The 19,953-nt window shown below is 66.9% G+C and carries 17 protein-coding genes and 1 pseudogene; 15 read left to right on the top strand and 3 right to left on the bottom strand.

Going from position 1 to position 19,953, the window contains the following annotated elements:
* Positions 1–29: 29 nt before the first annotated feature.
* The 3 genes and pseudogenes from RLN94_RS09620 to RLN94_RS09610 all read right to left on the bottom strand — a co-directional run bounded on the left by RLN94_RS09620 (position 30) and on the right by RLN94_RS09610 (position 3,503).
* On the bottom strand, positions 30–1,010 hold the full coding sequence (locus RLN94_RS09620) for a TRAP transporter substrate-binding protein (RefSeq protein WP_350132422.1): 981 nt from the start codon (positions 1,008–1,010) through the stop codon (positions 30–32).
* A gap of 87 nt (positions 1,011–1,097) precedes the next feature.
* Positions 1,098–1,994, bottom strand: a pseudogene (locus tag RLN94_RS09615) (NAD(P)-dependent oxidoreductase); the annotation flags it as partial.
* 21 nt (positions 1,995–2,015) lie between these two features.
* Complete coding sequence (locus tag RLN94_RS09610) at positions 2,016–3,503, bottom strand: aldehyde dehydrogenase family protein (protein WP_350132419.1); 1,488 nt, start codon at positions 3,501–3,503, stop codon at positions 2,016–2,018.
* A 266-nt stretch (positions 3,504–3,769) separates the two neighbouring features.
* On the opposite strand from RLN94_RS09610, the gene RLN94_RS09605 reads away from it, so the two are divergent.
* The 15 genes from RLN94_RS09605 (at position 3,770) to RLN94_RS09535 (ending at position 19,943) form a co-directional block, all read left to right on the top strand.
* Positions 3,770–4,684 (top strand): LysR substrate-binding domain-containing protein, encoded by a 915-nt coding sequence (locus tag RLN94_RS09605; RefSeq protein ID WP_350132416.1) that lies wholly within the window; start codon positions 3,770–3,772, stop codon positions 4,682–4,684.
* Positions 4,685–4,752: 68 nt separating this feature from the next.
* Complete coding sequence (locus tag RLN94_RS09600; protein ID WP_350132413.1) at positions 4,753–6,360, top strand: FAD-dependent oxidoreductase; 1,608 nt, start codon at positions 4,753–4,755, stop codon at positions 6,358–6,360.
* Positions 6,357–7,919: an ABC transporter substrate-binding protein gene (locus tag RLN94_RS09595; protein ID WP_350132410.1), complete on the top strand. Its 1,563-nt coding sequence runs from the start codon at positions 6,357–6,359 to the stop codon at positions 7,917–7,919. Before RLN94_RS09600 ends, RLN94_RS09595 begins: the two co-directional genes overlap by 4 nt.
* Before the next feature lie 67 nt (positions 7,920–7,986).
* A complete protein-coding gene (locus RLN94_RS09590; protein WP_350132407.1) occupies positions 7,987–8,943 on the top strand; it encodes an ABC transporter permease in 957 nt (318 codons plus the stop codon).
* A gap of 5 nt (positions 8,944–8,948) precedes the next feature.
* Positions 8,949–9,779: an ABC transporter permease gene (locus RLN94_RS09585; RefSeq protein WP_350132404.1), complete on the top strand. Its 831-nt coding sequence runs from the start codon at positions 8,949–8,951 to the stop codon at positions 9,777–9,779.
* Positions 9,780–9,781: 2 nt separating this feature from the next.
* The gene (locus tag RLN94_RS09580; protein WP_350132400.1) at positions 9,782–10,777 is read left to right on the top strand and encodes an ABC transporter ATP-binding protein; all 996 of its coding nucleotides are present in this window, start codon (positions 9,782–9,784) and stop codon (positions 10,775–10,777) included.
* Positions 10,774–11,724: an ABC transporter ATP-binding protein gene (locus tag RLN94_RS09575; RefSeq protein ID WP_350132397.1), complete on the top strand. Its 951-nt coding sequence runs from the start codon at positions 10,774–10,776 to the stop codon at positions 11,722–11,724. Before RLN94_RS09580 ends, RLN94_RS09575 begins: the two co-directional genes overlap by 4 nt.
* Positions 11,721–12,467, top strand: a complete 747-nt coding sequence (locus RLN94_RS09570; RefSeq protein ID WP_350132394.1) for an SDR family NAD(P)-dependent oxidoreductase — start codon at positions 11,721–11,723, stop codon at positions 12,465–12,467. Before RLN94_RS09575 ends, RLN94_RS09570 begins: the two co-directional genes overlap by 4 nt.
* A gap of 46 nt (positions 12,468–12,513) precedes the next feature.
* Positions 12,514–14,556 carry an oxidoreductase gene (locus RLN94_RS09565; protein WP_350132391.1) on the top strand — a complete coding sequence of 681 codons (2,043 nt, stop codon included), beginning with the start codon at positions 12,514–12,516 and terminating at the stop codon, positions 14,554–14,556.
* Positions 14,557–14,647: 91 nt separating this feature from the next.
* Complete coding sequence (locus RLN94_RS09560) at positions 14,648–15,376, top strand: haloacid dehalogenase type II (protein WP_350132388.1); 729 nt, start codon at positions 14,648–14,650, stop codon at positions 15,374–15,376.
* A gap of 131 nt (positions 15,377–15,507) precedes the next feature.
* The gene (locus tag RLN94_RS09555; protein ID WP_350132385.1) at positions 15,508–16,029 is read left to right on the top strand and encodes a MarR family winged helix-turn-helix transcriptional regulator; all 522 of its coding nucleotides are present in this window, start codon (positions 15,508–15,510) and stop codon (positions 16,027–16,029) included.
* 126 nt (positions 16,030–16,155) lie between these two features.
* The gene (locus tag RLN94_RS09550) at positions 16,156–17,172 is read left to right on the top strand and encodes an ABC transporter substrate-binding protein (RefSeq protein WP_350132382.1); all 1,017 of its coding nucleotides are present in this window, start codon (positions 16,156–16,158) and stop codon (positions 17,170–17,172) included.
* A 70-nt stretch (positions 17,173–17,242) separates the two neighbouring features.
* Entirely contained in the window at positions 17,243–18,301 is a 1,059-nt protein-coding gene (locus tag RLN94_RS09545) for an ABC transporter ATP-binding protein (RefSeq protein ID WP_350132379.1), read from the top strand.
* 32 nt (positions 18,302–18,333) lie between these two features.
* Entirely contained in the window at positions 18,334–19,158 is an 825-nt protein-coding gene (locus RLN94_RS09540) for an ABC transporter permease (protein WP_350132376.1), read from the top strand.
* Positions 19,155–19,943, top strand: a complete 789-nt coding sequence (locus RLN94_RS09535; RefSeq protein WP_350132373.1) for an ABC transporter permease — start codon at positions 19,155–19,157, stop codon at positions 19,941–19,943. The genes RLN94_RS09540 and RLN94_RS09535 overlap by 4 nt, the downstream gene beginning before the upstream one ends.
* Positions 19,944–19,953 lie beyond the last annotated feature (10 nt).

The raw sequence follows: 19,953 nt of genomic DNA, 5'->3' as shown, positions 1-19,953 counted from the left end.
CGGCGCACATGGGCGCCGGCATCATGGTATCACTCGAAATCGACGATCGAGTCGACCAGGTCCTTGCCGTAGGTCTCGTAATACTCCTTGTAGGCCGAGGCGATGGATTCCTGGAACGCGGCCTTCTGCTCGGCCGACAGCTCGTTCACTTCCATGCCGCGCTCCTTGAGCGTCTCGACGCCCGTGGTCTCGACATCGTCGACATAGCCGCGCATCGCGGTCACGGCCTCGGCCGCGGCCTTCTCGAACACGGCTTTCTGCTCGTCATCCAGCCCTTCCCAGAACGGCTTCGACACGATCAGCATCGCCGGCGAATAGACATGGCCCGACAGCGTCAGGTACTTCTGCACTTCGTCCAGCTTCACCGACACGATCACCGAAAGCGGGTTCTCCTGCCCGTCGATCACGCCCTGCTGCAGCGACGAGATCACTTCCGGCCACGCCATCGGCGTCGGCGCCGCGCCCATCGCGTTGAAGGCCGCCAGGTGAACCGGGTTCTCCATGGTGCGGATCTTCAGGCTTTCGACGTCTTCGGGCGTCTCGATCGGGTTGCGGTTGTTGGTGATGTGGCGGAAGCCCTGCTCGCCCCAGGCCAGCCCGTGCAGGCCGACCTCGTCGAACTTGGCCAGGATCTCCTGCCCGATCTCGCCATCCAGCACGGCGCGGGCATGGTCGAGGTCACGGAACAGGAAGGGGATGTCGAACACGCCGGTATCCGGCACGAAATTCGCCAGCGTGCCCGAGGAGACGATGGTCGCCTCGATCGTGCCAAGCTGCAGCCCCTCGATCACCTCGCGCTCGCCACCCAGGCCGGATGACGGGAAGTGCTTGAACTCGAACGCGTCGCCGGCCTCGGCCTTGACGACCTCCTCGAACTTCGCGGCCGCGACGCCGTAATGGCTGTCGGGGGCCAGGGCATAGCCGATCTTGACTTCGGTCTGCGCGACGGCCGGAACGGCCAGGGCAAGGAAAATGCCGGTCGAAACCAGCCCTCGGGTCATAAACGTCATGGATATCCTCCCGTTGAACGTATGCATTTGCTACACAGGTAATATTTCTGTGGCAACCCGGTGACATCCGGGCCGCCAGCGTCCCTGTCAGGTGTTCGTTTCCTTCCTGAACAGGCGGACCAGTTCAGGCACGTAAGCCTCTCCGAAGCCGGCCTCGACCGTTTCGGCGAGGGCCGCCGACACACCGTCGGCAACGACCTTGCGCGCGCCAGAGGAGTCCGACATGGCGCGGTAATAGTCAATGTCCTTCTGCGCGTTCGCCACGAAGAAGGGCAGGGCGTCGCGATCCTCCGAGACGATATAGGGCGCCAGCCGGTCCAGCGCCGCGCTCGCCCCGCCACCCCCGGCCAGCACGTCGACGAAGACCTGCGGGTCCACCCCGCTATCCGCCGCCTGCGCCGCAGCCTCGGCCAGCAGGGTCATGAACCCGACCGACACGTAATTGTGCAAAAGCTTCAGCCGGTGGCCGTGCCCCAGCGGCCCGACATGATCGACCTTCTCGGTAAACGCCGCCAGCACCGGCCGCACCTTTTCCAGCACGTCCCGCTCGCCGCCCACCAGCAGGTTGAGCGTGCCCGCCCGGGCATGGGTCGCCGTGCGCGTCATCGGCGCGTCGAGGTATTCCGCGCCCGCCTGCCGCACGACCTCGCCCATCCGCAGGGTCGACTCGGGCAGCGCGGTCGAGCAATCCACCACCACCGCACCGGGCCGGAGCGCCGTGGCCAATCCGCCCTCGCCGGTGATGATCGCCTCCACCTGCGGCGAGCCCGTGACGCAGAGGATCACCACGTCCGAGGCCGCCGCCACCTCGCCCGCCGTGGCACAGGCCCGCGCGCCGAGTTCGACGATATCCTCGGTCGGCTGGTTCCCCGGATGCTCGAGAAAGCTCAGCCCGAACCCGCCGCGTTCCACCACGTTCCGGGCAATGCCATGCCCCATAAGCCCGACGCCGATGATCCCGACTTCCATCTCTCCGATCTCCCTCTTCGTGCTGTCCCGATCCGCTCAGTCCGCGTTGATCCAGATCGCCTTGGTATCCAGGTACTCTTCCATGTGCTCGGTCCCGCCCTCGCGGCCATAGCCCGACATCTTCACGCCTCCGAAGGGCACCGCCGGGTCGATGGCGTGGTACATGTTGACCCAGACCGACCCGGCCTTCAGCCGGTGCGCCAGCTTGTGCGCGGTCCCGAGGTGGGTCGAGAACACGCCCGCCGCCAGCCCGTAGGGAGTGGCATTGGCCCGTGCGACCACCTCGTCGATGCTGTCGAAGGGCAGGGCCGAGATCACCGGCCCGAAAATCTCCTCCCGCGCCACGGTCATCTGGTCGGTCACCCCGCCCAGCACCGTCGGCTGGTAGAAATGCCCGCCCTCCAGGCCCGGCCCCTCGGCCCGTGCCCCGCCGGTCAGCACCTGCGCGCCTTCCTGCGGGCCCTTGGACAGGTAGCCGGCGATGCGTTCGGCCTGCCGGGCCGAGATGATCGGGCCGATATCGGTCTCCTCGCTTATGCCATGCCCGATCCGCAGCCCGGCGGCATAATCGGCGACCCGCCTAACAAACTCGTCATGGATTTCCCGCGCCACGAACAGCCGCGAGCCAGCGATGCAAATCTGCCCGGAATTGGCGAATACCGCCATCGCCGCCACCGGAACGGCCTTCTCGATATCGGCATCCCGGCAGACGATCACCGGGGATTTCCCGCCAAGCTCCAGCGACACCCGTTTCAGGTTGCCGGTGGCCGCGCGGGCAATGGCCTGCCCGGTCGCGGTCGAGCCGGTGAAGACGATCTTGTCGACGCCGGGATGCTCGGCCAGCGCCGCGCCCGCCTCATGGCCAAGCCCGGTCACGACGTTCAGCACCCCGTCCGGCAGCCCCGCCTCCTGCATGATCCGCGCGATGATCAACACGGTCAGCGAGGCCTCCTCCGACGGTTTCAGCACCACGGTACACCCGGTCGCAATCGCCGGCGCGATCTTCCAGATCGACCCGGCGATCGGCGCGTTCCACGGGATGATGGCGCCGACCACGCCGACCGGCTCGCGCACGGTCTGGGAATAGATCTCACCGGGGAAGGAGTTGGGGATCGTCGCGCCGTGGATGGCCACGGCCTGCCCGGCATAGAAGCGCAGCATGCCCAGAACCCTGCGGCTGTTGGCCAGCGTCCGCTGGATCGGCATCCCCATGTCCAGCGTGTCCGACAGGCACAGGGTCTCCCATTCCGCCTCGACACGGTCGGCGATGCGCAGCAGAAGGTTCTGCCGCTCGAACGGCGTCCACTTCGCCCAAGGCCCTTCAAAAGCAGCGCGGGCGGCGGTGACGGCGGCGTGGATGTCGGGGGTGGTGGCGCGGGGGACGGTGGCGAGCAGGGAGCCGTCGGCGGGGTTGCGGGCGTCGATGGTTTCGCCGGATTGCGCGTCGCACCACTGGCCGCCGATGAACATCTGGCGGGGGGTGCCGGGATAGAGGGTGGCAGCGGCGGAAGACCAGTCTTTCATGAGGATTTCCCTTTGTTCCGGGCAGGGTCAGCGGCTGTTTACACCGGCGGTTTCGGGAAAGGCCAGCCGAAATTCCGGCCCCGGTTCCGTCCGGCAGGCCCCGCCCATAGGCGCCGATTTGGCACGTCGGTATAACGTCGGTATTTTGTCGGTATCACGTCGGTGCAGGTTCGGTGCCGCCGCCGGGCCGCGCCCCGGTGAAGACGGTATCAATCGGGCGGCGTCGGTCATAGGGTGGCGGGCGGGACAAGGCTGAGGAACGAGACATGCGGTGGCGGCAACTGACGGCATTCCGGGAAACGATGGTGACGGGCACGGCCAGCGGCGCGGCCGAGATCATGGGTATCTCGCAGCCCGCCGTCAGCCGGCTGATCGACGCGCTGGAAGAGTCGCTGAGCATCACGCTGTTCGACCGCCGCACCGGCCGCATGGTCCCCACGCTGGAGGCAGAGTTGTTCTACGCCGAACTGCAGAACGCCTTTGCCGGCTATGACCGGCTGGTTGCCGCGGCCGAGGATATCCGGCTGGGCCGCCGCGGATCGCTGCACATCGCCTCGATGCCGGCGCTGGGGCTGAACTTCCTGCCCGACGCCATCGCCCGCTTCCGAAAGGTCCAGCCGGACGTGAAGATCCGCTACGACCTGCAACTGTCGATGCGGGTCGAGGAATGGGTCTCGTCCCAGCAGGTCGACCTCGGGCTGGCGGAGTTCCCGTTCGAGCGGCCGGGGATCGAGCGCGAGAGCTTCTGCGAAACGCCCTACGTGATGGCGATGCCCGCCGATCACCGGCTGAGCGGCCGCTCGGTCGTGACGCCCGGCGACCTCGAGGGCGAGCGGATGGTCAGCCTGAGCCCCGAGACAGTCGCCCGCCGCCTGCTCGACACGTGCCTCGCCGAAGCCGGTGTCACCCCGCAATTCGTCTGCGAGACCACCTATGCGGCCGGGGTCTGCGCGCTGGTCATGCGCGGGCAGGGAATCGGGCTGACGGACATGTTCACGGCGACCGACTTTGCCGGGACGGGAATCGTCTTCCGGCGGTTCGAGCCCGAGATCGTGTTTCGCGTGGGCGTGCTCTATCCGCGGCACCTTCCGCGGTCGCGCGCGACGGGGGAATTCATGACGACCTTGCGCGCGAAACGGAACGAAATGATGTCCGGGGTCCAGCAATTACTGGCCGTATAACATAACGACATACAGCGTAAACCGGACGTAATTTGATCGGGAGGCATGGCTCTGCAATCCTGCACGGCATGCTTGAACACCGCTCACCCTCCGACCGGATCAGGGCCCTCGACGGGCAGGATTTCGATGTCGTCGTCATCGGCGGCGGCGCCGTCGGATGCAGCGCCGCCCGCGAGGCCGCGGCGGCCGGCTACTCGGTCCTGCTGGTCGAGAAGGGCGATTTCGCCTCCGGCTCGTCCAGCCGGTCGAGCCGCCTTCTGCATTGCGGCCTGCGATATTTCGAGGCGCCGAACCCGGTACGTTACTTCGCCCGCCACCCCGGGCGCCTGCTGACCTCGCTCAGCATGGCCCGGCAGGCGATGCAGGAACGGCGCGAACTGGTCCGGACCTCGCCCGAACGGGTGACGCCGATCGACTTCTTCTTCCCGATCTACGCCGACGGCCCGTATCGCCCCTGGCAGGTCGACATGGCCTTCAAGCTGCTGAAGCGGCTGGCGCCGGATGACGTGCCGCTGGGCTACAACCGGCTGAAGACGCCCGAGGCACTGCAAAAGCCGATGGTCGCGGCGCTGGGCAACCGGGACAGGCTGGAAGGCGCGGCCCAGTTCACCGAGTACCAGTTCAACTGGCCCGAACGCATCTGCCTCGATGCCGTGCTGGATGCCGAGGAGGCGGGCGCGGTGGCGCTCAACTATACCGAGGCCCGGATGGGCGACATGCAGAACGGCACCCGGAAGGTCACGCTTACCGGTCAGGACGGCGCGCGCGCCACCGTGCGGGGCCGCCGGGTGATGGCCATGTCGGGGATCTGGATCGACAAGGTCCTGTCGGGCACCGGAAAGCCCGCCGCGCGCAAGATATTCGGCACCAAGGGCGGCCATATCGTCATCCGGCTGCCCGAGGAATACCGCGGGCAGGGGGTGTCCACGATCAACAGCTGGGGCGAGCCGTTCTATTGCATCCCGTGGCATGACCTGCATTACATCGGGCCGACCGAAACGCCCTACGAGGGCGATCTCGACGATATCCATGTCGACGAGCACGACCTCGAATTCCTGCTCTCCGAGACGGCCTCGCTGTTCCCCGGGCTGAACGTGACGCGGGACAAGGTGATCCGCACCTGGGCGGGGGTCCGGCCGCTGACCTACGATCCCGCCCACCCCAAGGGCAGCCGGGCGCGCGAGTTGCACGACCTGGGCCGCGAGGGGCTGGAAGGCGTCTATGCGATGACGGCCGCCCCGGTGATGAGCCACCGCGACTCGGGCCGGAAGATCACGGAGGTGCTGCGCAAGGCGTTTGCGCCGTCGGGCACGCCGAGCACGCTGTCCTATCGCCCGCGCCTGCCGATCGAGAATTCCAACGCGCAGCCCATCGCCGAGGGCGCCGGCTACACGCTGGCGGATGTCCGGCACGCGGTGCGGCACGAACATGCGCGCACGCTGCTGGACGTGCTGTTCCGGCGCAGCGGCGTCGGCCTGCGGCACTGGTTCGGCGATGCCGAGATCGCCCGCGTGGCCGAGGAGATGGGCGCCGAGCTGGGCTGGTCCGAGGCCGAGCGCCAGACAGAGATCGACCGGTACAAGCGGGAGGTTTCCCGCCTGTACGGCGTTCCGAACCGCCGGGACAAGGCGGATTTCAACGACGATGCAACTATCCAACAAGGAGAAAGAGCATGACACGCTCCACTACGATTTCCCGACGCTCGCTGCTCAAGTCCGGGGCGGCCGCGACGACCGTGGCGATGGTGCCCTTCTGGGCCGGCGCCGCACAGGCCTCGTGTTCCACGCTGCGCGCGGGGATCACCGGCTACAACGTCATCAACACGCTCGATCCGGGCCAGATGACCCTGATCCCCGAGGCCTACATGGTCTGGGGCATCTTCAACTGCCTGCTGAAGTTCGACGAGGAGATGAACATCGTTCCCGACCTTGCCGAAAGCTACGAGTCGGTCAGCCCGACCGTGCTGCGCTTCAAGCTGCGCGAGGGCGTGAAATTCCATGACGGCGAGGAAATGACGTCCGAGGATGTCAAGTTCACCATCGAGCGGCTTCAGGACGAATCGTTCGGCTCGCCGCACCGCTCGAAGTTCAGCGCGATCACCGAGATCCGGACGCCCGACGACTATACCGTCGAGATCGAGACGGCAGAGCCCTTCGCACCGATGCTGAGCTATCTCACCAACACCCGCACGGGCAGCCAGATCGTGCCGAAACACATCCTCGAGAACGGCTCGAACGAGGAGTTCGCCTCGAACCCGGTGGGCACCGGCCCGTTCAAGCTGGTGAGCCACGAGCCGGGCGCCTCGCTCGAACTGGCGGCGCACGGGGAGTATTTCGAGGAAGGCCTGCCCAAGGTGCAGACCGTGGAAGTGCCGCTCATCGCCGAGGAATCCGCCGGCGTGACCGCGCTTCTGGGCGGCAGCATCGACGTGACCAGCACCGCGCCCTTCGCCGACGTGCCCGAGCTCGAGGAGGATGACCGGGTGCAGGTGCTCAAGCAGGCGGGGACGAGCACCCGTTTCGTGAGCCTCAACAACTCGGTCGCGCCGTTCGACGACGTGCATTTCCGCCGGGCGCTGTCCTATGCGTTCGACCGGCAGGCGATGGTCAACGTGGTGCTGTTCGGCGAGGGCCGGGCGGCGAACGGGATCATCCCCAGCTCGATTTCCTGGGCCGCGACGCAGGAGACGCCGGAGCTGGTGACGCTGAACCAGGAGAAGGCGCTGGCCGAGCTGGAGAAATCCAAGTACGGCCCCGGGACCGAGGCAACGGTTCTGACCTGGGGGTCGAGCTGGTGGAAGCGGTTCGCCGAGGTGTTCGTGCTGCAGGTGAACCAGGTGCTGGGCGTAAACTTCAAGGTGGAAGTGTCGGATTCCGGCACGGTCTACCAGCGGATGCAGACCGGCGACGTGCAGGCCTCGATCTGGGGCTGGCTGGGGCTGGTCGATCCGGATGAATATGCCTACGAGGTCTATCACACGGACGGGGCGCGGAATTTCGAGCACTATTCCAACCCCGAGGTGGACCGGCTGCTCGAAGAGGCCCGGCGCGAGACCGACCTCGAGGCGCGCGGCGCGCTCTACCGCGAGGCCGAGGCGCTGGCGATCGAGGATTGCCCGGTGCTGCCGTGCTTCGAGAGCAACGTGCACAACCTGCTGGCGCCTGACGTGGAAGGGTTCGTGCAGCTGCCGTACTCTGCCTTCGGGGCGCAGCTCTCGGCGGTCGGAAACTGCTGAGCCATTCGCCTGACAACGCCCCCCGCGCGATGCTCGCGGGGGGCCGCTGACCGATGGACCAAGCCAGATGCCCTCTAGCCTGAAATATTTCCTTTCCCGCCTGTCGGGGTCGCTCGTCACGATGCTGGTCGGCACGATCGTCGTCTTCCTCGTGATGAAGGCCGCGCCGGGCGACCCGGCGCTGATCGTGCTGGGCGACTACGCGACCGAGGAGACCGTGGCGGAGTTCAACCGCAAACACGGGCTCGACGCGCCGCTGACGACGCAATACCTCGACTGGCTGGGCGGGCTGGTGCAGTTCGATTTCGGCCAGTCGCTGTCGGTCTCGGCGGGCGAGAATATCGGCGAGCTGCTGATCTACCGCCTGCCCAACACGATCTTCGTGGGCGTCTATGCCATCCTGATCGCCGTCACCCTGTCGCTGATCCTGGGCACGCTGGCCGCGCTGAACCGGGGCACGTCGGTCGACACCGGGGCCACGTCGCTGGCGGTGCTGGGCGTGTCGATGCCGGATTTCTGGTTCGGCTACATGCTGATCCTGGGCCTGTCGATCGGGCTGGGCTGGTTCCCCTCCTACGGGTTCACCCAGCCGTCCGAGTCGCTGGCCGGCGCCTTCTACTCGGGCTTCCTGCCGGCGCTGGCCATCGCCGCGCCGATGGCGGCGGTCTTCACCCGCACCTTGCGCACCGCGCTGATCGAGAACCTCGACCGCGAGCACGTGATGGTGGCCAAGGCCATGGGGCATTCCGGGCGGTTCCGCTTCCTGCACCATGTCTTCCGCAATTCGCTGATCCCCTACATCACCGTCGTCGGGCTGCAGATCCGCTACCTGCTGGGCGGCGTGGTCATCATCGAGCGCATCTTCGGCATCAACGGCGTGGGGTCGCTGATGGTCGAGGCGGCCTTCGCCCGCGACTTCTTCGTCGTGCAGGCCTGTGCGGTCGTCTTCCTCGGCATCGTGCTGGCGGTCAACTACGTGGTCGACCTGATCTGCGCCATGCTTGACCCGAGACGCGTGAGGTAATCCCCATGAAACTCAAGCATTTCCTTCACAACCGCACCGCGCTGGCCGGGCTGACGATCACCACGCTGTTCCTGCTGGCGGTGTTCTTCGGGCCGATGCTGTCGAAATGGAGCAGCAACCAGCACGATTTCATGAATGCGCTACAGGCGCCGTCCTGGGCGCATCCGTTCGGCACCGACAGTCTCGGGCGCGACGTGATCACCCGGGTGCTGGAAGGCGCGCGCATCTCGCTTCTGATCAGCGTCTCGGGCGTCTTCGCGGCGATGGTGCTGGGCATCACGGCGGGGCTCTATTCCGGCTTCCACGGCGGCTGGATGGACGTGATCGTGATGCGCGTCGTCGACCTGCTCTTCGCCTTTCCGGCCTTCGTGCTGGCGCTGTTCCTGATGGTGGCCCTTGGCTATGGCGTGACCAACGTGGCGCTGGCGATCATGCTGGTCTACCTGCCCATCTTCGCCCGGATCACCCGCAACATGACCGAGACGGTGCGCAACGACGCCTACGTGCAGGCGGCGCAGGTGATGGGGCAGGGCACCCCGCGCATCCTGTTCCGCGAGATCCTCCCCAACATCTCGGCGCCGATCCTCGTGCAGGCCACCATCGCCGTCGCCTTCGGCATCGTGATCGAAAGCGGCCTGTCCTTCATCGGGCTGGGCGTGCAGCCGCCGACCCCGTCGCTGGGCGTGATCATGGCCGACGGGCAGGAATATTTCCGCCGCTCGCCCTGGGTTCTGACGCTGAGCGGGCTGTCGGTGACGGTGGCGCTGCTGGGGCTCAACCTGCTGGGCGACGGCATCCGCGACCTGTCCGACCCCCGGCTGAAAGTGAGGGAATGACCATGTCCGAGACATTGCTCGAAGTGAACGACCTGAACGTGGCGTTCCGGCTGGCCAGTGCCAACCTGACGGTATCGTCCGACGTGTCCTTCTCGGTCGACCGGGGCAAGGTGCTGGGCCTGATCGGGGAATCCGGCTCGGGCAAGACGGTGACGTCGAAGGCGATCCTGCGCCTGCTGCCCAAGAATGCCAGCCTCGAGGCAAAGGAGATCCGGTTCAAGGGCCGCGATATCAGCACGCTGACCGAGGCCGAGTTCAACCTATTGCGCGGCACCGAGCTGGCGATGATCTTCCAGGACCCGGTGGGCTCGTTCAACCCGGTCAAGACGATCGGCTGGCATTTCCGCACGGTGGGCAAGCTGCATCGCGGCGCCGGCGCCCCGCGCGGCGAGATCATGAAGGATGCCAAGGAGGTGCTGGCCAAGGCCGACATCGCCGACCCCGAGAACGCGCTGCGAAAGTACCCCCACCAGATGAGCGGCGGGATGTTGCAACGCTGCCTGATAGCGCTGGTGATGTTCTCCAAGCCCTCGCTGATCGTGGCGGACGAGCCGACGACCAACCTCGACAACCTCGTCGAGCGCCAGATCCTCGACCTGTTCGACAAGCTGCGGCGCGAGACCGATGCCTCGTTCATCTTCATCACCCATGACATGACCATCGCCGAGATGATCAGCGACAGCGTGATCGTGATGTATGCCGGACAGATCGTCGAGCAGGGCCCGACCGAGGCGCTGATGCGCCGCCCGCAGCACCCCTATACGCAAGGGCTGGTGCGGACGGCGCGCGAGCTCGAGGGCGAGGTCGAGACGCTGACGGAAATCTCGGGCGAGATCGGCACCGGGGTGCACCCGGAGAACCGCTGCCGCTTCGCGCCGCGCTGCCCGCTTTACGAAAAGGCCTGCGACCATGCCATCGCGCTGCGGCCGGTCGAAGGGCACGGGCTGGTCCGTTGCATCAAGGCCGGGCAGGACGCAGAACACGAGGTGACGCCATGAGCGGATTGCTGGATTTCGACGACGTGGTCGTGACGTTCGCGGCCTCTGCCGGGATGATGTCGCGCCTGCGCGGCAGGACGACCAGCTTCAACGCGGTCGACCACGTGAACCTGTCGGTCGCGCGGGGCGAGATCCTTGGCATCGTGGGCGAGTCGGGCAGCGGCAAGACGACGATCTGCAAGGCGGCTCTCGGCTTGCATTCGGTGGCCGGCGGCACGGTGACGCTGGACGGCAAGCCCGCGCGGCTGAGCGACGGGACGATGCAGATGGTGTTCCAGGATCCGCTCTCCTCGCTCAACCCGCGCCAGACGATTGCCGAGGCCATCGCCATCCCCCTGCGCCTGCACGGCCGGGCCGGGCGGGGCAACATGGCCGAGGCGATCGACGGGCTGTTGAAGGACGTCGGCCTTGGCGCGCAGTTCCGGAACCGGTTTCCGCACGAACTCTCCGGCGGGCAGCTTCAGCGAGCGGCCATCGCCCGGGCGCTGGCCACCAACCCCAGGGTGCTGTTCGCCGACGAGGCGGTGTCGAAGCTGGATGTCTCGGTGCGGGCGCAGATCCTCAACCTGCTGAAACGGCTGCGCGACAGCCACGACCTGACCATCGTCTTCGTGACCCATGACCTGCATGTCGCGCGGTTCCTGTGCGACCGGATCGCCATCATGTATTTCGGCAAGCTGCTGGAATTCGGGCCGACACGGGCGGTCTATGCCGATCCGAAACACCCCTATACGCAGGAGCTTCTGGGCACGCTCGACCACGAGCGCAAGAGCGTGGCCAGCACGCGCGACGTGTTCAACCCGCTGACCGACGACCGGCGCGCCTGCCGCTATCTCAACCGCTGTCCGCACGCCATGGCGGCCTGTGCCGAGCGCCACCCGGATTTCCGCAGCACCGGGCCGGGCCATGCCACGGCGTGCTACCTGTATGAAGAGGCCACGATATGACCAAGGGGAAACGTACCGCGCTCATCACCGGGGCCGGCAAGGGGATCGGGGCCGCCATCGCCGCCGAGCTTCGGGCGGCGGGCTGTGCCTGCACCATCACCGGGCGGTCGGCGGAACGGCCCGAGGGGCTTGACGGGTCGATCGGCTACCTGCCGCTCGACTTCCTCGACCCGGCCAGCCGGGCGTCGGCGATCGGGCATGTGGAGACGGTGCTGAAGCCCGATATCCTGATCAACAATGCGGGCATCAACCTGAAGGGGGCGATGACCGAGACGGATGACGACCGGCTGGGGCAGATCCTCGGGACGAACCTCGAGGGGCCCTATGCCCTGACGCGGGCGTGCCTGCCGCACATGATGGCACGGGGATGGGGGCGGATCGTCAACATCACCTCGATCTGGAGCGTGGCGGGCAACCCGCTGAACACCGCCTATTGCGCCTCGAAATTCGGGCTGGACGGGCTGAATGCCGCGCTGGCGGCGGAGGTGGCGGGGAAGGGCATCCTGGTGAACGCGGTGTCGCCCGGCTACACGCTGAGCGAGACGATGCGCGGCAAGTACAGCCAGGAACAGATCGACCAGGCCTCGCAGCATATCCCCGCCGGGCGGCCCGGCCGCCCCGAGGAGGTCGCCAAACTCGTCGCCTTCCTGGCAAGCGACGCCAACAGCTACATCGTCGGCCAGAACATCTGTGTCGACGGCGGCCTGACGCGCACCTCGCACCCGTTCAGCCGGCTTGGGTAGGGCGTTTGAAATCTTGAACAGTACGAATTCTTACATGGAGAGCCACATGCTACAGGGTGATGTACCCGTCGCCGCACGGCGGACCGATCCGCTGCTGACCCCGCTGAAGATCAGGGGGCTGGAACTGCGCAACCGGATCATGTCGACCAGCCACGCCTGCGGGCTGCAGGTCGACGGGTATCCGCAGGACGCCTACCAGGCCTATCACGAGGAAAAGGCGCGGGGCGGCATCGCGCTGTCGATGTTCGGCGGCTCGTCGAACGTGGCGCCGGACAGCCCGAATATCTTCAACCAGCTCAACGTGGGCGTCGACGGGATTATCCCGCACCTGCAGCGCTTCTCCGAGCGGATGCACGCGCAGGGGGCGGCGCTGATGTGCCAGATCACCCATCTCGGGCGCCGGGCGCAGCCCTATGACCAGGACTGGCTGCCTGCCATCGGCCCCTCGCCCCTGCGCGAGACCCTGCACCGGGCCATCCCGCGGGAGATGGACCGCCACGATATCGACCGGGTCGTGAAAGCCTATGCCGCCGCGGCGAAGCGTTGCGAGGAGGGCGGGCTCGACGGGATCGAGACGCTCTCGGGCGGGCACATGATCGGGCAGTTCCTGTCGCCCAAGACCAACCTGCGCACCGACGGGTTCGGCGGGTCGCTGGAAAACCGGATGCGCTTTGCCCTGATGGTCCACGAGGCGATGCGCGAGGCCACGAGCAGCGATTTCATCATCGGCATCCGCTGGGTGGTCGACGAGGGGATCGACGGGGCGCTGACCCCCGAGGAAAGCCTCGAGGCCGCGCGGCGGCTTCAGGAAGCCGGCACGATCGACTTCTTCAACGCCATCTACGGCTCGATGGACACGCTGCGCGCGCTGACCAACGAGAACATGCCGGGCATGGGCACGCCCATCGCGCCCTGGGTCGAGTCGATCGGCCGCTTCAAGCGCGAGGTCAACCTGCCGGTCTTCCACGCCGCGCGGATTTCCGACCTCGCCTCGGCGCGTCACGCGGTGGCCGAGGGGCACATCGACATGGCGGGCATGACCCGCGCCCAGATCGCCGATCCGCACCTGGTGGCGAAGCTCGCCGCCGGGCAGGAGGAGCGCGTGCGCCCCTGCGTCGGCGCCCAGCACTGCCAGTCGCAATACCGGCCGAAATGCCTGCACAACGCCGTGACGGGCCGCGAGACCTTCCTGTCGCACAAGGTGGAACCGGCGGCGAAGAAGCGCCGGGCGGTGGTGGTCGGCGCCGGGCCGGGCGGGCTGGAAGCCGCGCGCGTGCTGGCGCTGCGCGGTCACGAGGTGACGGTGCACGAGGCCGCGCCGCGCGCCGGGGGGCAGGTGATCCTGGCCTCGGAAGGCTGGCGCCGCGACCTCACCGGCATCATCGACTGGCGCCTGGCCGAGCTGGAGCATCACGGCGTCGAGGTCCGCTACAACGAGTTCATGGACGAGGCCGACGTCGCGGCGCTCGATCCCGACCTCGTCATCCTCGCCACCGGCGCGCTGCCGCAGACCGATTTCGGCACCGGCGCCGACCTGGTGGTCAGCGCGTGGGACATCATCGGCCGGCAGACACAACCCGCCGAGACGGTGCTGGTCTGGGACGGCACCGGCCGCCACCCGGCACCGCTGGCTGCGCGCATCGCGAAGGAGGCCGGCGCCGAGGTGACCTTCACGACGATCGACGGCGGGCTGGGTCAGGACCTGACCTATGCCGAAACGACGCGCTGGAAGACCGAGTTCGCCAAGATGGGGATCGAGCCGAAGATCGACCAGCGACTCATTTCCGTGGAGCGCAAGGACAACCGGCTTGCCGTGACGCTTCTCAACGAGCTGACCCGGCAGGAGCTGCACCACGTGGTCGACCAGGTGATCGTCGACATGGGCACGATCCCCGACAACGACATGTTCGAGGCGCTGCGAGACCAGGCGGGCAACGAGGGGGTGACGGATATCGACGCCCTGCTGGCCAGCCGCCCGCAGCCCCGGGCGCGCGAGGGGTACGAACTGCACCGCATCGGCGACGCGCTGACCAGCCGGAATGTCCATGCCGCGATTTACGACGCGTTCCGGCTTTGCCACGTTGCATAGGCCGTCGATCGCGTGCACCGTCGCGCCGACGTGGCAGGAACGCCGGGGCGGCGGTGCCGCGGCCCCACGGCCCGAACAGGAAGGGAAGCACATGAAACTGAGCGATTTCAAGGTATTGACCTTTGATGTCTACGGCACGCTGATCGACTGGGAAAGCGGCATGGTCGAGGGGCTGAAGCCGCTCACCGACAAGGTCAGCCGCCACCTGACGCGCGACGACATCCTCGAGGCGCATGCCTATTACGAGTCGACGACCCAGCGCTGGACGCCCGCCAAGAAATATTACGACCTGCTGGCCGTGGTCTATCGGCGGCTGGCCGAGGAATGGGGGGTCGAGGTCACGTGGGAGGAATGCGCGGCCTATGGCACCTCCGTCCGGCACTGGCCCGCCTTCGACGACAGCCGCGAGGCGCTGGCCTATCTCAAGCAACATTACAAGCTGGTGGTGCTGACCAATACCGACAACCTCAGCTTTTCCGGCTCGAACGCCCGGCTCGGCGTGCATTTCGACGGGGTCTATACCGCCGAGGACGTGGGCAGCTACAAGCCCGCCGACCGGAATTTCGACTACATGCTCGAGACATTGGCCCGGCAGGGGATCGGCAAGGGCGACATCCTGCACACCGCCGAAAGCATGTTCCACGATCACCAGTCGGCGAACAAGTACGGGCTGGCGAATTGCTGGATCTACCGCCGCCACGACAAGGAAGGCTTCGGCGCGACGATGAACCCCGGCGAGATGCCGCATTACGATTTCCGGTTCAACAGCATGATGGACATGGTCCGCGCCCACCAGGCGGAGCAGGCGGGCACCGCCTGAGGGCCTCGAGACGGTTTGAATGGGTGCCGGCCCCCTTGACGTGGGGCCCGGCCGGGCATGACCTTTCGTTCGGGGTCAATCCGGTTTAACTTACCTGAAAGGAAAATTTCTCTTAAAGGTGAGCGACCGGCATGAGCTATCTGGTGGATGACGAACAGGACATTGCGGATGCCGGGATCGGCCTGTGGAACGAGGAACGGCCGGAGATCGACACCTCCGGCAAGGCGATCACCGGCCGCATCCTGCGGCTGAGCGAGATCATCCTCGACCGGATGAACGAGACCACGCAGAAATTCGGCGTCAAGTATTCCACCTACGCCGTCATCGCCACGCTGCGCGCCTCGGGCGAGCCCTACCGGATGACGCCCAAGGCGCTGCAATCGACCATGCTGATCAGCTCGGGCGGGTTGTCGAACCTGATGCGCAAGATCGAGGAGCAGGGCTATATCCGCCGCTCGATCGACCCCAAGGACGGGCGCGGCGTTCTGGTCGAGCTGACGCCCGAGGGGTTCGCGCTGAGCGAGGAGGCGATGCCGGTGCAGGCGGCGACCGAGCGCAACATGGTGCGGATGCTGTCGGAGGAGGAGCAGAAAACCCTTGTCGACCTGCTCCGGCGGATGGTGCTGGTCAACTCGATGGGCACGCGGGGCTAGGGTTTCGTCGGGTAACTCCCTCATTTCGCGCAGAAATCTTTCAGGTATCTTTAATGAAAGAAAAAACTGGACAGGTCCGGTCGAACCGGTCACACTGATGTCATAAATCAACCAACGGGGAATACGATGTCCAAGCTCATGTTCACCACCGCCCTGACCGGCGCCGCGCTTGCCGCGCAGGCCGCGGGCGCCCAGGAGGTCGTCGTCGGGATGTTCGGCGGCAGTTTCGCCGAGGCCGCCGCGGAATGCCACGTGGCGCCCTTCGAGGACCAGTCGGGTGCCAGCGTCATCACCCAGAATTCCAACTCCTCGCAATTCGCGGCCCAGGTCCGCGCCACCGGCGGCGACAGCGATTTCGACGTGGTCTATATCGACAACTCCTTCGCCGAACAGCTTGCCGCCGAGGGGCTGCTGCAACAGCTCGACATGGAGAAACTGTCGAATTCCGGTGACCTGGTGGAGGGCGCCGTGGGCGCCGACGGCCATTACGTGCAGTACCAGTGGGGCGCGACCGCGCTGGCCTACAACCCCGAGGCGTTCGACGAGAAGCCGACAAGCTGGAGCGCCGTGTTCGACGCGGCCAACGCCGGGAAAGTGGCGCTGCCGGATATCTCGGGCACCGCGGGGGTGCATTTCTTGATCGCCGCGGCGCGGCTCAACGGCGGGGATATCGACAACCTCGATCCGGGCTACGAGGCGATCAAGGGGATCACCGACAACGTGGCGGCCTATTACACGCAGGCGGACCAGATCATCTCGATGTTCGAGCGGGGCGAGATCACCATCGCGCCGTGGTATCCCGACCGCGCGGCGGCGGCGGCCGATGCCGGCGTGCCGGTGGCCATCAGCTACCCCGAGGAGGGGGCGATCGGCATCAAGGTCACGATGGTCATCCCCGAGGGCGCCGCGAATTCCGAGGCCGCCTATACCTATATCGACAACGCCCTGTCGGCCGAGGCGCAGACCTGTTTCGCCAACAAGATGTATGCCGGGCCGGTGAACACCACCGTCACGCTGGACGGGGCGGCGGCCGAGGCCGTGCCGCCGGAGATGTACGACACGCTCTACTTCCCCGATCCGGCCGTCATCGCCGAGAACGTGGCCGACTGGCGCCGCCGCTGGCAGCGCGAAGTCACCCGCTGAACCCAACACCGGGTCCGGGGCCCGCGCCGTGCGCGCGGGCTTCGGCCGACCTCCACAGACGGAGTGCGCCGTGTCCTCTCTTGCCATCCGGGACCTGACCAAACGCTATGACGACACCGCCGTGGTGAACGCCGTATCCCTCGACGTGGCCGAGGGGGAGTTCGTCTCGCTGCTCGGGCCGTCGGGCTGCGGCAAGACCACCATCCTGCGCATGATCGCGGGCCTGCTCGAGCCCAGTTCGGGGTCCATCCTGATCGGCGGCGAGGACGTGACCCGCCGGCCGGCGAACCGGCGCAATATCGGGCTGGTCTTCCAGTCCTACGCGCTGTTCCCGCACCTGACCGTGTTCGAGAACGTGGCCTTCGGCCTGCGCCGCCAGGGCGTGCGCGGCGGCGATCTCGACACCCGCGTCAAGGAGGCGCTCGTCCGCGTCCGGCTCGACGCCCATGCCGACCGCTTCCCCCGCCAGCTTTCCGGCGGCCAGCAGCAGCGCGTGGCGCTGGCCCGCTCCATCGCGCCGCGCCCCTCCATCCTTCTTTTCGACGAACCCCTCTCGAACCTCGACGCGCAACTGCGCGAGGAGATGCAGATCGAGCTCAAGCGCCTTCAGGCCGAGCTGGAGCTGACCTCGCTTTTCGTCACCCATGACCAGCACGAGGCGATGTCGCTCTCCGACCGGATCTGCCTTCTGGCCGGCGGCGACATCCAGCAGCTCGGCACCCCGGAAGAGGTCTATTACAACCCGGCCAACGCCTTCGTCGCCGGTTTCATCGGCAGCCCCAACAAGCTCGACGGCACGATGCGGGGCGGGCAGGTCGAGATCGCCGCCAACGTCCTGCTGTCGCCCGGCACGGCCCAGGGCGCCGAAGGCGCGCCGGTCAGCGTCACCCTGCGGCAGGAGGATATCGTGCTCGACCCCGACGCCGCCGACGCGCCCCTGTCGGGCCGCGTCTCGCTGCGGATCTTCGAGGGCGCCTCGGTGCAGTACCTCGTCACTCTCGACACCGGGCTCGAACTGTTGGCGCGGGTGCGTTCGCAGGGGCCGAAGGCCAACCTTCCCGAGGGCACGCGCGTCGGCGTCTCGGTGGCGCCCGAGCATGTCTACCTCGCCCCGCGCGAGGCCGCGTGACGATGCGCGCCCGCCCCGCCGGATATGGCCTGATGACGCCGGTGCTCGCCCTGCTGATCGCGGGCTTCCTTGCGCCGACGGCGATCATGGCGCTGCTGAGCCTGCGCAGCTATTCGGGCATGCAGGGCTTCGGCGACGACTGGACGCTGGCCAACTACATCTTCGTCATCGGCGACCCCTATTACCTGCTGATCATCGGCCGCACGCTGATGCTGGGGCTGATCGTGACCGCGGCCTGCCTCGTGCTGGGCTTCCCGCTGGCGATCTACATCCAGCGGGCGCGGCCCGCGGTTCAGACCATCGCGATCCTGCTGGTGATCTTTCCGCTCCTTTGCAACATCGTCGTGCGCTCCTTTGGCTGGATGGTGCTGCTGGCGCCGCGCGGGCTGATCAACGAGGCGCTGATGGCGGCCGGGCTGATCGCCACGCCGCTGGACCTGATGTACAACCTGACCGGCGTCATCATCGGCCTGACGCAGATCTTCCTGCCCTTCATGGTGCTGCTGCTGATCCCCGCGCTGCAGAACATCCCGGCGGATGTCGAGGCCGCGGCCTATACCCTCAAAAGCTCGCGCCCGCGCGTCTTCATGACCATCACCATGCCGCTGGCGACGCCCGGCATCATCACCGGCTCGATCCTCGTCTTCGTGCTGTCGATCAGCGCACTGGTCACGCCCCGGATGCTGGGCGGGCCGACCTACAAGGTGATGGCGACGCAGATCTACGACGAGTTCATGACCAATCTCGACTGGCCCGCCGGGGCCGCGCTGGCCTTCGTGCTGACGGTGATCGCGCTGACGCTGATCTGGGGCGCCAACCGGATCGCGGCGCATTTCACCAAGGGGTTCGCAGCATGATGGCGCGCAATCCCTCGTGGCTGCTGACGCTGTCGGCGATGGCGATCCTTCTGTTCATGAACGCGCCCACGCTGGTCGTGCTCATCGCCTCCTTCTCGGCCACGGAATACCTCACGATCCCGCCCCAGGGCTGGACGCTCGACTGGTTCGCCAAGGTGCTGTCGGATGACGGCTATATCCGGGCGATCACCACCAGCCTGATCCTGGCCAGCTGCGCGACGGGCCTGTCGCTGATCCTCGGCACGGCGGCCAGCTATGCGCTGCATCACCGCATGGTGCGCGGCGGCGACGCGATCCTGTCGCTGGTCATGGCGCCGCTGGTCTTCCCGGCCGTGGTGATCGGCGTGGCGCTGCTGCAATACGTCTCGCTCCTGGGGCTCCGGGGGCATTTCATCATCCTCGTGCTGGCCCACGTGCTGATCACGCTGCCCTACGTGGTGCGCTCGGCGCTCTCGTCGCTGACCGGGCTCAACCCGCAGGTCGAGGAAGCCGCCCGCGTGCTGGGCGCCGACGGGTTCACCGCCTTCCGGCTGGTGACCCTGCCGCTGCTGAAGCCCGGCCTCGTGGCGGGCGGCATCTTCTCCTTCGTCACCTCGCTCGACAACGTGCCGGTGACGATCTTCCTGCTGACCCCGCGCCAGACGACCCTGCCGGTCAAGATCTTCGCCTCGGTCGAACACGGGGTCGACCCGTCGATCGCGGCCGCCTCCAGCCTGATGATCGCGGGCACCGCGATCGTGCTGATCCTCGCACAGCGCTGGGTCTCCTTCTCACGCTTTTTCTGAGGGCACCGAC

The organism is Roseovarius sp., from assembly GCF_040223625.1.
Taxonomy (GTDB): Bacteria; Pseudomonadota; Alphaproteobacteria; order Rhodobacterales; family Rhodobacteraceae; genus Roseovarius.
Note: the sequence above shows the minus strand (reverse complement) of the source record. Positions and strands in the feature narration are given on the sequence as shown.

Coding starts and splice junctions, on each gene's coding strand:
- RLN94_RS09560 (WP_350132388.1), top strand. CDS start 14,648: ATGAAACTGAGCGATTTCAAGGTATTGACCTTTGATGTCTACGGCACG.
- RLN94_RS09610 (WP_350132419.1), bottom strand. CDS start 3,503: ATGAAAGACTGGTCTTCCGCCGCTGCCACCCTCTATCCCGGCACCCCC.
- RLN94_RS09580 (WP_350132400.1), top strand. CDS start 9,782: ATGTCCGAGACATTGCTCGAAGTGAACGACCTGAACGTGGCGTTCCGG.
- RLN94_RS09575 (WP_350132397.1), top strand. CDS start 10,774: ATGAGCGGATTGCTGGATTTCGACGACGTGGTCGTGACGTTCGCGGCC.
- RLN94_RS09590 (WP_350132407.1), top strand. CDS start 7,987: ATGCCCTCTAGCCTGAAATATTTCCTTTCCCGCCTGTCGGGGTCGCTC.
- RLN94_RS09600 (WP_350132413.1), top strand. CDS start 4,753: ATGCTTGAACACCGCTCACCCTCCGACCGGATCAGGGCCCTCGACGGG.
- RLN94_RS09555 (WP_350132385.1), top strand. CDS start 15,508: ATGAGCTATCTGGTGGATGACGAACAGGACATTGCGGATGCCGGGATC.
- RLN94_RS09585 (WP_350132404.1), top strand. CDS start 8,949: ATGAAACTCAAGCATTTCCTTCACAACCGCACCGCGCTGGCCGGGCTG.
- RLN94_RS09550 (WP_350132382.1), top strand. CDS start 16,156: ATGTCCAAGCTCATGTTCACCACCGCCCTGACCGGCGCCGCGCTTGCC.
- RLN94_RS09535 (WP_350132373.1), top strand. CDS start 19,155: ATGATGGCGCGCAATCCCTCGTGGCTGCTGACGCTGTCGGCGATGGCG.
- RLN94_RS09620 (WP_350132422.1), bottom strand. CDS start 1,010: ATGACGTTTATGACCCGAGGGCTGGTTTCGACCGGCATTTTCCTTGCC.
- RLN94_RS09595 (WP_350132410.1), top strand. CDS start 6,357: ATGACACGCTCCACTACGATTTCCCGACGCTCGCTGCTCAAGTCCGGG.
- RLN94_RS09570 (WP_350132394.1), top strand. CDS start 11,721: ATGACCAAGGGGAAACGTACCGCGCTCATCACCGGGGCCGGCAAGGGG.
- RLN94_RS09540 (WP_350132376.1), top strand. CDS start 18,334: ATGACGCCGGTGCTCGCCCTGCTGATCGCGGGCTTCCTTGCGCCGACG.
- RLN94_RS09565 (WP_350132391.1), top strand. CDS start 12,514: ATGCTACAGGGTGATGTACCCGTCGCCGCACGGCGGACCGATCCGCTG.
- RLN94_RS09605 (WP_350132416.1), top strand. CDS start 3,770: ATGCGGTGGCGGCAACTGACGGCATTCCGGGAAACGATGGTGACGGGC.